This window comes from Brevibacillus reuszeri (assembly GCF_001187725.1).
In the GTDB taxonomy this organism is placed as follows: domain Bacteria; phylum Bacillota; class Bacilli; order Brevibacillales; family Brevibacillaceae; genus Brevibacillus; species Brevibacillus reuszeri.
This window is the reverse complement of the sequence record NZ_LGIQ01000009.1, coordinates 943557-957662: the sequence shown is the minus strand read 5'-3', so window position 1 is coordinate 957662 and position 14106 is coordinate 943557. Positions and strand designations below refer to the sequence as shown.

General features: G+C 48.3%; 11 protein-coding genes. All 11 read left to right on the top strand.

Annotation, left to right across the window (positions count from 1 at the left end; genetic code table 11):
• The first annotated feature begins 128 nt into the window (after window positions 1-128).
• On the top strand, window positions 129-1106 hold the full coding sequence (gene msrB, locus ADS79_RS18810) for a peptide-methionine (R)-S-oxide reductase MsrB (RefSeq protein ID WP_049739926.1): 978 nt from the start codon (window positions 129-131) through the stop codon (window positions 1104-1106).
• Between the two features lie 118 nt (window positions 1107-1224).
• Window positions 1225-2802: a glutathione ABC transporter substrate-binding protein gene (locus ADS79_RS18805; protein ID WP_049739925.1), complete on the top strand. Its 1578-nt coding sequence runs from the start codon at window positions 1225-1227 to the stop codon at window positions 2800-2802.
• 213 nt (window positions 2803-3015) lie between these two features.
• Window positions 3016-3945, top strand: coding sequence for a bile acid:sodium symporter family protein (locus ADS79_RS18800; protein ID WP_049739924.1), 930 nt, complete (start codon window positions 3016-3018; stop codon window positions 3943-3945).
• Window positions 3946-4178: 233 nt separating this feature from the next.
• Complete coding sequence (locus ADS79_RS18795) at window positions 4179-5084, top strand: M15 family metallopeptidase (protein WP_049739923.1); 906 nt, start codon at window positions 4179-4181, stop codon at window positions 5082-5084.
• 144 nt (window positions 5085-5228) lie between these two features.
• A complete protein-coding gene (locus tag ADS79_RS18790) occupies window positions 5229-5876 on the top strand; it encodes a TetR/AcrR family transcriptional regulator (protein ID WP_049739922.1) in 648 nt (215 codons plus the stop codon).
• 245 nt (window positions 5877-6121) lie between these two features.
• Window positions 6122-6631 carry an acetyl-CoA carboxylase biotin carboxyl carrier protein gene (accB, locus tag ADS79_RS18785; RefSeq protein WP_049739921.1) on the top strand — a complete coding sequence of 170 codons (510 nt, stop codon included), beginning with the start codon at window positions 6122-6124 and terminating at the stop codon, window positions 6629-6631.
• Between the two features lie 39 nt (window positions 6632-6670).
• On the top strand, window positions 6671-8794 hold the full coding sequence (locus ADS79_RS18780) for a methylmalonyl-CoA mutase family protein (RefSeq protein ID WP_049739920.1): 2124 nt from the start codon (window positions 6671-6673) through the stop codon (window positions 8792-8794).
• 2 nt (window positions 8795-8796) lie between these two features.
• Window positions 8797-10977: a methylmalonyl-CoA mutase gene (gene scpA / locus ADS79_RS18775; protein WP_409362406.1), complete on the top strand. Its 2181-nt coding sequence runs from the start codon at window positions 8797-8799 to the stop codon at window positions 10975-10977.
• Window positions 10974-12026, top strand: coding sequence for a methylmalonyl Co-A mutase-associated GTPase MeaB (gene meaB / locus ADS79_RS18770; protein ID WP_049739918.1), 1053 nt, complete (start codon window positions 10974-10976; stop codon window positions 12024-12026). The genes scpA and meaB overlap by 4 nt, the downstream gene beginning before the upstream one ends.
• Before the next feature lie 25 nt (window positions 12027-12051).
• Window positions 12052-13593 (top strand): acyl-CoA carboxylase subunit beta, encoded by a 1542-nt coding sequence (locus ADS79_RS18765; RefSeq protein WP_049741062.1) that lies wholly within the window; start codon window positions 12052-12054, stop codon window positions 13591-13593.
• 41 nt (window positions 13594-13634) lie between these two features.
• Entirely contained in the window at window positions 13635-14096 is a 462-nt protein-coding gene (locus ADS79_RS18760; RefSeq protein ID WP_049739917.1) for an acetyl-CoA carboxylase biotin carboxyl carrier protein, read from the top strand.
• Window positions 14097-14106: the final 10 nt, after the last annotated feature.

The window sequence follows — 14106 nt, the reverse complement described above, 5'->3', positions numbered from 1 at the left end:
GGAAAAGGCCTCGCACACAAAGGTGCGGGGTCTTTTGTATTCTGACAGTTCCAGAGTGGACTTTCTTTTTGCAAAACAGGTACAATCAATCATAATAAGGATGGGTACAACTTCAGGAGGCGAAAAGCGTGAACAGTGAAAACTCCCAAATTGAGATCGCAACCTTTGCGGGTGGATGCTTTTGGTGCATGGTCAGTCCATTTGACAAAATGCCTGGTATTGTAAAGGTCGTCTCAGGTTATACAGGCGGTCATGTTGAAAATCCGACGTATGAACAAGTCTGCTCCGATACGACAGGGCACTTTGAGGCCGTGCAAATTACATATGATCCAACTCTCATGCCTTACAAAGAGCTGCTGCAAATCTTTTGGCGTCAAATCGATCCGACAGATGCAGGAGGGCAATTTGGGGATCGCGGACAGTCCTACGCTCCCGTGATTTTCTACCACACTCCAGAGCAGGAGCGTCTCGCTTTGCAGTCCAAGCAAGAACTGGATGCAAGTGGTCGCTTTTCCAAACCGATTCAAACCCTGATTCTGCCCGCGAAGCCTTTTTATCCAGCAGAAGATTACCACCAAGACTACTATCAAAAAAATCCTCTCCGCTATCAGTATTATCGTGCTGCATCAGGCAGAGCCCAATTCACCAAGGAAGCATGGCGCGACCATGGCAAGCTGGAAGAATTGAAGAAAAAGCTTACTCCCCTGCAATACGAGGTTACACAAAATAGCGGAACCGAGCGTCCTTTTTCCAATGAATTTTGGGATCACAAGGAGGAAGGCATTTATGTAGATATCGTTTCAGGGGAGCCGTTGTTCAGTTCATTGGATAAATTCGATTCAGGCTGCGGCTGGCCATCATTTACGAAGCCGATGACGGAGGAAAATGTTTCAGAGCATATCGATCTGACTCACAATATGGTGAGAACGGAGGTACGCAGCAAAGGTGCTGACTCGCACTTGGGACATGTTTTCGAGGATGGTCCCGGTGAAAACGGACTTCGTTACTGCATCAACTCCGCTGCTCTTCGTTTTATACCAAAAGATCGTTTGGAAGAAGAGGGATTTGGAGCCTACAAGACCATCTTTGAAAAAGGCCAACGTTAATCGCATGCTTTCGCCAAAATGAATAACCTGACCGCCACTCTTGCACTTGCTAAAGAGAAGGCGGTCTTTTTGCACAAAATAGTAGAGGGATGAACCGGGAGAAGTATGAGGAGGGTCTATGAAGGAAAAGGTGAAACATTACATCTGGCTGATCGGATTGCTATTGGTGGTAGGAGCCTCCCTAACTGCCTGTACTCTGGGTAAAAAGCCATCAGATGAACACAAGCTCCCACCGAGTAAATCGGTAGTCGAAGGCGGTACATTGGTCATAGCCCGCAAGTTCGACGCAGGGAATCTGGACCCTCATTTCATTTCAACGATTAGCGCAGCGAGTGTAGTTTATCAAAAAGTATACGAAGGCTTGGTCACACGAGATATCAATATGGTGATTCAGCCCCAGCTTGCAACGGAATGGAGGCAAGTAGACGATGTGACATGGGAGTTCAAGCTGCGTCATGGCGTCGTATTTCATGATGGGACCCTGTTTCGTGCAGATGCCGTCAAGCAGACGTTTGATCGCGTATTGAGTCCGCAAGTAGCTTCAACCAGAGCGGCGATGTTTGACAAAATCAAAGAAGTAAAGATTATCGATGACTATACGGTGCAGATTCGTCTTTCTGCCCCGTTTACCCCGATTTTGTCCATTTTGGCCAGTCATGAAGGAAGTATCCTGAGTCCTAAAGCAATTGCTGCGTTCGGAAACGATTTGTCCCATCATCCGGTTGGGACAGGACCGTTTACGTTTTTATTGTGGACAGCGGGGAAGGAAATTGTCTTGAAGAAGAATCAAAATTATTGGGGGGAAAAGCCAAAGCTCGACCAGATTATCTTTCGAGTGATTCCTGATGATGAAGAAAGAATCGAGCTGGTAGAGCAAGGAGAGGCGCATATTGCTGAGTCGATCCCGGTTACAGAGATTGATCGGATACAAGCCTCTTCGCAGATGAGGATTTACCGCAGTGAAGCTTTGGGGACGGAATTTGTCGGGTTCAATGTTGCGAAAAAGCCATTGAATGATTTGCGTGTTCGCCAAGCAATCAGCTATGCCATTGAAACAAGCTCGATTATTAAAGGGATCTATAACAATGTCGGTACACCAGCAAACTCCCCGCTTGGGCCAAAAGTATTCGGGTATTCCTCTTCGTTGAAAAAATATCTGTACGACTTGAATAAAGCCAGAGATTTACTGGAACAGGCAGGATATCCGAATGGCTTTTCTACGACCATTCTTACCTATGACCGAAAAGACCGCGTGAATGTGGCAGGCGTAATCCGATCACAGCTAAAAGGCATCGGGATTGATGCAAAAATCCAGGTAGTCAGCTACGATGATTTTGTGGAAATGATTGAACACACAAAGGAGCACGACATTTTTGTGAGCGGCTGGGGAAATGCAACCGGTGATGCTGATTACAATCAGTACAATCTCTTCCATACGATTGGCGGTGGAAGAGGGAACAGCTTTATGTACAGCAACCCGGAGCTGGATCGATTTATTGAAGCGGGCAGAGAGGAAACAGACACACAAAAACGATTGAGTATATATGCGAAAGCACAGGAGCTGGAATTGCAAGAGGCGCTAATCGTGCCGTTTCGGAATCTGGAAAATCTGGCGGCCATTCATAATAGCATCGAGGGCTTTGCCATGAGTCCGGCTGGTTATCTCATGCTGGATAAGGTCATGATCAAGAAATGAAAATGATCAAAGGCAAAGGGGCACTCTGGAATTCAAGAGTGTCCTTTTTACATGAGAAATCCCCGCAATGCAGGTTTACTTATAACCGAAAAACTATAGGCACATAGTTAATAAGTATAAATAGAATAATGCTATTGTATAGAATTGCAAAAAGAATTGCAGTATAATTGAAAAATATTTTTAGTTAATTTGAAAAATTAGGAGAGAGGCAAAGTGAATACCGTAGAGAGAATAAGCAAATTTGTAGGGGGAACTTTTTCTGTTTGGGTTATCCTGTTTGCGATTCTTGGATTTTTTGCACCAGAAGCTTTTGTTGGAGGAAAAGGGTACATCTCGTTTTTACTTGGCGTGATTATGTTTGGGATGGGGCTGACTTTATCATCAGCTGATTTCCGGGAAGTGTTTCGCAGACCTGTTGATGTTTTGATCGGTGTGGTTGGTCATTACTTGATCATGCCATCGCTGGCGTACGTACTCGCAGTTACACTCAATCTTCCACCAGATATTGCGGTTGGCGTAATCCTCGTAGGCTGCTGTCCGAGTGGTACTGCTTCCAACGTCATGACGTATCTATCCAAAGGGGATGTGGCACTGGGAGTCTCTGTCGCAGCCGTTTCCACTTTGATTGCACCGATTGCGACACCTGCACTCATTTCGCTTTTGGCAGGTCATTGGATGGAGATTAATACCCAATCCCTGTTTATGGATATTATCATGGTCGTCATTGTACCGATTGTGTTCGGAGTGATTGTCAAAGCGCTGTTTAACAAGCAGGCGGAAGCAAGCGCGAAGGCATTGCCGCTCGTATCAACGATTGCGATCGTGCTGATCGTAGCGATTGTCGTTGCCATTAATAAAGGAAAGATCGTAGAAACGGGTCTGATTATTTTTGCCGTCGTCATTCTTCACAATGTATTGGGCTATTTACTGGGATACTTTTTTGCCAAGCTGTTCGGATTGAATTTGGCGAAGCGTAAAGCGATTACCTTGGAAACAGGAATGCAAAACTCTGGATTAGGAGCTGCTTTGGCTGCAGCGCATTTTAACCCACTTGCTGCTGTACCGAGTGCGATTTTCAGTGTATGGCACAATATTTCGGGGTCCATTCTAGCAACCTGGTTTGCCAAAAAAGAAGAGCAATAAGTATAACCCTCGTAAGACTCTCAGGACAAGTCTTGCGGGGGTTTATCTTTGGGTTGGGGCTAGTCCAGTTGTTTCGTTTTAGAAAAAATGATTACAATGAGATAAAATACCATGATCAAGTGACGAAAACGGGACAATTTATGTCATAATAGTAGGTACTCTGCTTGAGGTAGGGATCCATAATCCGTAAAGGGCTCTACGCTTCACCTAGCCCAAGCGAAAGGAACGTCACGATGAGAATGCTACATTACCGAAAAAAGTACCAGCTTGCTCTGGTAACATCTGCGATCGTATTACTCGCGGGGTGCAGCAGTCTGGCCGCTCCTGGCCAACCGAACACCACAACTCCTGAAACCCCTACCGTACAACCGGAAACGACACCACCAGCGGAAACAAAGCCTACAGAGCCAAATCCGCCTGTCACTGATCCGGTAAAAGAAAATCCAGAAAAACAAGAGAAGCCCCAAGAGACCAAGCCACCCAAGCAAGAGCCAGCGAACAAACCTTCTGACTCATTCGAGTTGCCAGATATCGAGGTTGTCGCTGAGCCACAAAGCATGACGGTGCTGGTCAATAAGCAGAAGAAGCTGCCTGAAAACTATACGCCACAAGATTTGGTTTTCCCGAATGTCCCGTACTTGCTCCCGGAAAAGAGTGAAAAACGAAAGATGCGCCAGGAAGCGGCTGGGGCTCTTGAACAGCTTTTTGCCGCGGCAAAAGGGGACGGTGTTTCCCTGGCAGGAGTATCCGCTTATCGCTCCCATGCCTACCAGAAGGCGCTCTTTAATCGCTACGTGCAAAAAGACGGATTGGAGAAAGCACGCACCTACAGTGCTGTACCGGGTACAAGCGAGCATGAGACGGGGCTTTCCATTGACGTTTCCGGGATAAATGGAAAGTGTGCGGCAGAGAGCTGCTTCGGGGGAACAAAAGAAGCAGAATGGCTTGCCCAGCACTCCGTGGAGTATGGCTTCATCATCCGTTATCCGGAAGGGAAGGATGCGATTACGGGCTACATGTATGAGCCGTGGCATATTCGCTATGTTGGAGTCGATGTCGCAAAAGAAATCAGCGAAAAGGGAACTACGCTAGAAGAGTATTTCGGTGCAGTGCCTGTTTCAGCAGAAAACAACAAGTAAGAGTAGTACGATAAAAGATGGCAAAGAGCTGGCTGGGCCGGCTCTTTTGTCTTATAGGTGTATAGCCTAGGCGCATTTTTGCACGCTTGCTTCGCGAAGTCTGGTTTTGGCAAAACTATGCTATAATGATCACGGGTGAAGATAATGAGCGAAAAATCAATTAGAGAACGAATTATTGAAACATCCATGCGCTTGTTTGAAGCGAATGGCTACCATCGGGTGACCGTTGATCAGATTGTAAAAGAAAGCGGTACGTCAAAAGGGGGCTTTTATCACAACTTCAAGTCCAAGGATGAACTGCTTTACATCATTCATGATCAATTTATTACATACGTGCTGGAAAAGGCAGAGGAAGCGTACGAGCAATGGGAGACACCTACGGAACGGCTGCAAGCAATCGTAAAGTCCTTTGTTATGATGATTGATTTATATCGGTCACAGGTTACGATTTTTTACCAGGAGAGCTTGTTTTTGGCTCCAGAGTATTTCAAGGATATCGAGGTCAAGCGGGATCGCTACAAACAAATCATGTTCACTGTGATCCAGGATGGAATCGAATCAGATGAATTCCGCCCCGAACTACCTGTACCGATTGTCTCTATGGCAATTTTTGGAATGGTCAACTGGATTTATAAGTGGTATCAGAAATCAGGTACTTATTCCATCGAGCAAATTGCGGATATTTACGCAGATATGGTATTACACTCAGTACTGAAGCGCGGCGCTATGGAAAATCCGGATTTTAATCGCTTTTTCCTGCAACAGCCCGATTTACCGTATAAGCCTTCGTAGAAAATGAAAAGGAGAACCAAGGAAACAGCGGCTATGCTCAGCTAGCCTGAACAGCAGAGTTCTAGTCGCTTGGCAGCCTTGATGAAAATTTGAGCTCGACAGACCAACTGGTTGGTCTGTACTAGTATTCAGACATTTGGTATAATGAACAAGAGACCAACTGGTCGGTCCTGCACAATCATACGAAACCAACCAGTCGGTTTGTAGGCGAATAGAGGCTGACATGGATAACAGGAGGAATCATTGTGCTTACCATTTATGAACTGAGAGAGCTTGTAAAGCTATTGGAACAAACGGATGTAGAATCATTCGAAGTAAAGAATGAAGATTCTCACTTATCGATAAAAAGGAGACTTGGCGAGCAGACGATTGTTGTGCAAGCACCTGTGTCTCAACCAAAGCTCGCGGTGGTTCCCTCAGTCGCGCCACCGCAGACAGCAGCAAAAACAGAGCAAACCTCTCCTGCTGTCACCCCATCGCAACCACCTGTTCAGAAAATCGAAGAAACAGAGAACCTTTACCAGATCATTTCTCCGATGGTCGGTACGTTTTATACAGCACCAGCAGTAGACGCACCTCCTTATATATCTGTAGGCGATCAGGTACAGCCTGCAACGATTGTTTGTATCGTGGAAGCTATGAAGCTGTTTAATGAAATCGAAGCCGAGGTTAAGGGAAAGATTGTCAAGGTATTAGTGGAGAACGGACAGCTGGTAGATCAGGGACAACCGTTGTTCCTGGTAAAGCGGGCATAATAGCACAAGGATAGAGTGAACCGGGGGAGGTCAGGTTTCGTGAAGAAAGACTCATTATTTACAGCGTTCGCCGTTCCAACATACGAGCAGTGGAGAGCAGCAGCGGAGAAATCACTGAAGGGTGCCTCGTTTGACGCAAAGCTCTTGACCAAGACATACGAAGGGATAACGCTACAGCCAATATATCGCAAAGAAGATACAGAGAAGCTGCCACAGATGGACGAACTGCCGGGAATGGCTCCCTTCGTGCGTGGAACCAAAGCGATTGAAGAGAAGCCAACGCAAAGCTGGCACATCAGTCAGGAAATTGTGGCGAATACAGCTGAAGCCTTTAACACGGCGGCTCTACATGATTTAGCCCGTGGACAAACGATGGTCAATATCGTTTTGGACCAAGCTGCGCTTCGTGGTCTCGATCCGGATGAAGCAAATTCGGAAGAGGTCGGCCATAGAGGATTGTCTCTTTTTTGCAAAAAAGATGTGGATGCAGCGCTCCAGGGAATCGATCTGGAAAAGGTTCCGCTTTATGTTGAAGCAGGTGCACTCGGACTACCTGTAGTTACTCTCTTTCTCGCACATTTTGAAGCAACTGGCAAAGACCTGAGCAAGCTGCGTGGCTGCATCGGACAGGACCCTTTTGCCATCTTGCTCGCAGAAGGCAGACTACCGTATTCACTAGAGACTTCCTATGATGCGATGGCACATACAACCCGCTGGGCCAGCAAGCACGCACCTGAACTAAAAACCATCCTCGTCGGAGCACAAGCGTATCAGAATGCAGGAGGCAATGCCGTCACCGAGCTCGCTTATTCACTCTCAGCAGGAGTGGAATTTATCCAGGCGCTGCTTGCACGCGGACTGTCGATTGACGAAATTGCGCCACGCATTCAATTTTCGTACGCGATTGGTTCAGACGTCTTTATGGAAATTGCCAAGCTGCGAGCAGCAAAAATGCTCTGGTCAACGATCATCACTTCCTACGGCGGATCTGTAGAATCGCAGAAAATGACAATACACGCGCGCACATCTGCGTGGACAAAAACGATTCTCGATCCGTACGTGAATCTGCTTCGCTCAACTACGGAAGCGTTTTCAGCAGTACTTGGCGGAGTGGACAGCTTGCACGTCTCAGCGTTTGATGAAGCCATCCGGCCTGCGAATGAGTTTTCCAGACGGATTGCGAGAAATACGCAAATTATTTTGGAACAGGAAGCGCATTTGGCAAAAGTCGTGGACCCTGCAGGTGGTTCCTGGTATGTCGAATGGCTGACAGATGCGCTCGCACAGAAGGCATGGGAGCTGTTTTTGCAAACGGAAGAAAAAGGTGGCTTGCTGGATTCCCTGAAAGCATCCCTTCCCCAAAACCTTATCGAACAGCTGGCGCAGACCAAGTCTGCAAGTATCGAGCAGCGGAAGGTGAGAATTGTTGGCTCTAATATGTATGCGAATGTACAGGAATCGGTTCCGCAGCAAGAAACGCTTCCTGCTATTCAGAAAGACCGGATAAATGAAGTAAAGAGCCATCGTGCAGGGCAGGATCATGATTCTTTATCCAAAGCGCTGGAGAATTTGGCAGCCTCATCGGATGACTTGATGCCGGCGGCTATTGAGGCGGCACTTGCTGGAGCTACCCTCGGAGATCTTTTTAAAGTCGTCAGAAAATCTGATCAGACCGAAACCGTCATTGCACCTCTGCGTTTTCATCGTGCAGCGGAGTCATTTGAAGCATTGCGCAAGCATTCAGCTATGCATTTGGAGAAAACGGGGAGCAGGCCAGCCGTCTTTTTGGCGAATATGGGTCCTGTTTCCAAACATAAAGCCCGAGCAGACTTCTCTGCTGAGTTTTTTGCGGTTGGCGGCTTTTCTGTTATTCGTGAGCATCACTTCCAAACGCCCGAGGAAGCGGCGCAATCTGCAGTGGAGTCAGGTGCTGCAATTACGGTGATTTGCTCTGATGACGCGAGCTACCCCGCGATTGTACCGCCTTTGGCCCAAGCGATCAAACAAGCAAATCCACAAATGCTCGTGCTGCTGGCGGGATTACCCGAGGCAGAGCAATTGGCGAGCTACCAAGCAGCTGGCGTAGAGGATTGTATCCATGTTCGAACGAATTGTTATCAGATGCTGCGCAATCTTCAGGAACGAATAGGGGTGATCTCATGAAGATGAGGCCTGATTTTTCAAAAGTGGCATATCGTTCGAAACGGGACATTTCCGATTTGTTCCCAAGCCAATCGCTGAGTGACGAAGCAAAAAAAGTATTGGATGAGCAGATTTGGCAAACAATGGAGCAAATCCCCGTTAAGCCGCTCTATACCAAAGAAAATATCGAAGGAATGGAGCATCTGGGTTACATGCCAGGTTTGCCTCCGTATTTTCGTGGACCCTATCCAACGATGTACGTGGCCCAGCCATGGACCGTTCGTCAGTATGCCGGATTTTCAACAGCCGAAGAGAGTAATGCTTTCTACCGACGCAATTTGGCGGCTGGGCAAAAAGGGCTTTCGATCGCCTTTGACCTGGCGACGCACCGAGGCTATGATTCCGACCACCCGCGTGTCGTTGGGGATGTAGGAAAAGCTGGGGTCGCGGTTGATTCCATCCTCGATATGAAAATTTTGTTTGACGGTATTCCGCTGGATAAAATGTCGGTTTCCATGACGATGAACGGCGCGGTGCTTCCGATTATGGCGTTTTATATTGTGGCCGCTGAGGAGCAGGGCGTTTCGCAAGCAGAACTGACGGGTACGATTCAAAACGACATCCTCAAAGAATACATGGTACGCAATACGTACATTTATCCACCAGAAGCATCCATGAAAATTATTTCCGACATTTTTGCGTACACCTCCAAGCATATGCCGAAATTCAACAGCATCAGTATTTCCGGTTACCATATGCAGGAAGCAGGGGCGACAGCAGATATCGAGCTGGCTTATACACTGGCGGATGGGCTTGAGTATGTGCGAACCGGGTTGAAAGCAGGAATTGATATTGATGCGTTTGCTCCACGGCTGTCTTTTTTCTGGGCAATCGGGATGAATTACTTTATGGAGATTGCAAAAATGCGAGCAGGACGCTTGATTTGGGCGAATCTGATCAAGCAATTCGATCCGAAAAATGAAAAATCGATGGCACTTCGGACACATTCGCAAACATCCGGTTGGAGCCTGACAGAGCAAGACCCGTTCAACAACGTCGTTCGTACTTGCGTAGAAGCGATGGCAGCAGCATTGGGTCATACACAATCCCTGCATACAAACGCACTTGATGAAGCCATTGCCTTGCCGACGGACTTCTCGGCGCGAATTGCCCGCAATACACAGTTGTTTTTGCAAGACGAAACGCAAATTACCAAAGTCGTCGACCCTTGGGCAGGCTCATACTACGTCGAATCGCTGACCAAGCAGCTGATAGAGAGAGCATGGGAGCACATCGAAGAAATTGAGGCATTGGGTGGGATGGCAAAAGCGATCGAAACCGGATTGCCAAAAATGAAGATTGAAGAGGCAGCTGCACGTCGTCAAGCTCATATTGATTCGGCCAAGGAAGCGATTATTGGTGTGAATAAATATCGCTTGGACAAAGAAGACCCGCTGGAGATTCTCGAAGTGGATAATACAGTGGTACGGGAAGCACAGCTCAAACGGTTGCAGGAGCTGCGCGCAAACAGAGACGAAGCTCGCGTTCTGGCAGCATTGCAAGCCATTACGACTTGTGCTGAATCTGGCGAAGGAAATCTGCTCGAGCTGGCTATCGAAGCGGCACGTGCGCGAGCATCTCTGGGTGAGATTTCGGATGCCTATGAAAAAGTCGTCGGGCGCCACAAGGCTGTCATCCGTTCGATTAGCGGTGTCTACAGCTCTGAATACGCAGATGCGGACGAGGTAGCTGCGGTTCGCAAGATGGCAGATGAGTTCGAGCAATGGGAAGGCAGACGCCCCCGTATCATGATCGCAAAAATGGGTCAGGATGGACATGACAGAGGGGCAAAGGTCATTGCGACCGCTTTTGCTGATTTGGGCTTCGACGTCGATATCGGTCCACTGTTCCAGACGCCAGATGAAACGGCGAAACAAGCTGTGGAAAACGATGTTCACGTCATCGGCTTTAGCTCGTTGGCCGCCGGACATAAAACATTGCTGCCTCAGCTTGTCGATGAATTGAAAAAGCTGGGGCGTGAAGATATTGCTGTCGTCATCGGTGGGGTCATTCCGCCACAGGATTACGCATTCCTGAAAGAGCACGGAGCGGCTGCCATCTTTGGTCCGGGAACTGTCATTCCGATCGCGGCTCAAAATGTGCTGCAAGAGGTTGTGCGCCGCCTGGAGGCTGGTAGTCTATGAGCGATGGTGCAAGCGACAAAACTTCCTTGACCTTTTCTTCGAAAGTCCGTCTACCCAGACTCAGTGTTGATCAGTATGTACAAGGCGTGCGGGAAAACAATCGCACGATCCTTGCGCAAGCAATCACGCTGGTGGAGAGTAATTCCCCGTTTCATATGGAGATGGCGCAGGAAGTGATCAAAAAGCTTCTTGCCCATACAGGAAACGCCATTCGGATCGGGATTACAGGGGTTCCCGGTGTTGGAAAGAGTACGTTCATTGAAGCGTTCGGCACCATGCTTTGTGAAAAAGGACATCGCGTGGCTGTGCTGGCTGTGGATCCGAGCAGTACGGTTACGCGTGGCAGTATATTAGGGGACAAGACGAGGATGGAGCTGCTGTCGCGAAATCCGCACGCGTTTATCCGGCCATCGGCAACAGGTGGTACCTTGGGTGGTGTCAATCGGAAAACACGCGAAACCATGCTGATTTGTGAAGCAGCAGGCTATGATGTGATTTTGATTGAGACTGTTGGGGTCGGGCAAAGTGAAACGACGGTCAGATCAATGGTCGATTTCTTTTTGCTGCTCATGCTGACAGGCGCTGGAGACGAGCTGCAAGGGATCAAGAAGGGTGTCATCGAAATCGCGGACGCCCTCCTGATCAACAAAGCAGACGGAGAGAACCGTACAAGGGCATTGATTGCAAAGGGCGAGTATAACCGTGCTCTGCACTATTTGCAACCGGCCACGGTAGGTTGGGAAACGAAGGCATATATGTGTTCGGCACTGACGGGTGAAGGTATCGAGGAGATATGGAATGTCGTGAACGTGTTTCGTGAAAAAACGACACAGACTGGTGGTTTTGAAGCCCGTCGTAGTGCACAATCATTGGACTGGATGTATAGCATGGCAAACGATTATTTGCGCACCATGTTTTTCAGTCATCCGCAGATTGCACTGCTTTTACCGCAAATGGAGGGGGCAGTCACCAGTGGACAGCTGTCTCCAACCAGTGCCGTACAGCAATTGGTGACGATTTTTGAGAGTGCCATTTCGAAAAAGGAATAGAGAGAAGGTCGGACGAGTGAGCAGCATGTATGAAAAAATCGATGATTTAATGGAGCGAAAGTATAAAATTCAGCTAGGTGGCGGCGATGCACGAATTGACGCACAGCACAATCGTGGTAAGCTGACGGCACGTGAGCGTATTGAGCTGCTGCTGGACCCGGATACCTTTATGGAGCTAAATCCGTTTGTAGAGCATCGTGCAACCCATTTTGGCCTCGATCAAATGGAAGCGCCAGGGGAAGGTGTCGTGACAGGCTACGGGAAGATCAATGGAAGACCCGTTTATTTGTTCGCCCAGGACTTTACGGTTTTCGGTGGCGCTCTTGGTGAGATGCACGCCATGAAAATTGCCAAAGTGATGGATCTGGCTGCAAAAAATGGTGCGCCGTTTATCGGGCTCAATGATTCTGGCGGAGCACGCATCCAGGAAGGCGTAAGCTCATTAGATGGCTACGGAACGATTTTTTACCGGAATGCGATCTACTCTGGCGTCATCCCGCAAATTTCCGTCATTCTCGGACCGTGTGCCGGTGGCGCGGTTTATTCACCAGCGATTACAGATTTTGTGTTCATGGTTGAGAAAACAAGCCAAATGTTCATTACTGGGCCAAAGGTAATTGAAACCGTAACTGGGGAGAAAATTTCGGCAGAGGACCTGGGTGGTGCGAAGGTTCATTCATCGGTGAGCGGAAATGCACACTTCACAGCTGAATCCGAGCAGGAAGTGCTGGAGAGCGTGCGCAGACTCTTGAGCTTCTTGCCGCAAAACAATCAGGATCGCGCACCCGTGATAGAGCCAGGTGAACGTGAGGACTGGCAGGAAGAACTCATTGAGCTTGTCCCTGCCGAAAGCACGAAAGTGTACGATGTACGCAAGGTCATTGAAAAAATCGTGGATCATGGCGACTTCATGGAGGTTCAGCCCAATTTTGCACGCAACATCGTAATCGGCCTGGCGCGTATCGATGGACATAGCGTAGGAATCATCGCCAACCAGCCGAAGGTGATGGCAGGTGGTCTGGATATTCACTCATCGGATAAGCTGGCTCGCTTTATTCGATTCTGCGACTGCTTCAACATTCCCCTGTTGACGTTTGAGGATGTTTCCGGCTTTTTCCCGGGAGTCAATCAAGAGCACGGCGGTATTATCCGTCATGGCGCGAAAATCTTGTATGCGTACTCGGAAGCAACCGTTCCTAAAATTACTGTGATTTTACGGAAAGCCTATGGTGGCGCGTACGTAGCACTGAACTCCAAATCGATCGGTGCCGATGTCGTTTACGCATGGCCGAATGCGGAAATTGCCGTAATGGGACCAGAGGGTGCTGCCAACATTATTTTTGCAAAAGAAATTGAGCAAAGCGAAGACCCTGTTGCGACCAGAGCAGAAAAAATTGCGCTCTACCGTGAAAAGTTTGCCAATCCTTATGTAGCTGCAAGTCTCGGCATGGTGGATGACGTCATCGATCCGCGCGAAACACGCAAAAAAGTTGCCGAAGCGCTGGAAATGCTACGGAATAAAAAAGAGGATCGTCCCTATAAAAAACATGGGAACATCCCATTGTAAGAAAACTTCTATCGAGGCATTTTCAAGGAGGAGAGCGGGGAATGAAGCTTCATGACCTTAGGGAATTTATCAAATTGGTAAACCAATCGTCCATCGAAGAGCTGGAGTGGAAGGATGGCAAGACCAGTATTGTGATTAAAAAAGGTGCGCCTGTCATGATCCAATCCATAGAACAACCACAACAAGCGAAGGAAGCAGAGAGCGGTTACCAGGAGGCGGCAGCCACTGCCGAAGCACTTGAGACATCGCCTATCGTGCCCGTTCCCATACCAGTGCAAGAGACACAGTTGGTCGTCTCTGGCGGGGTTGGACTTTTCCATGCGGACGTGACTATTGGACAATCGGTTAAAGCTGGCGAACGGGTCGGGCGTTGTACCGTTGACGCCCTGCAGCTTACCTCCGACATCCTTTCTCCTCTTGACGGAGAAATTACAGAAATACTTGTGATGGATGGCCAGTTTGTAGACTTTGGAAAAGCATTGCTGGCGATCAAACCAAACTAGGGAGGGGCAC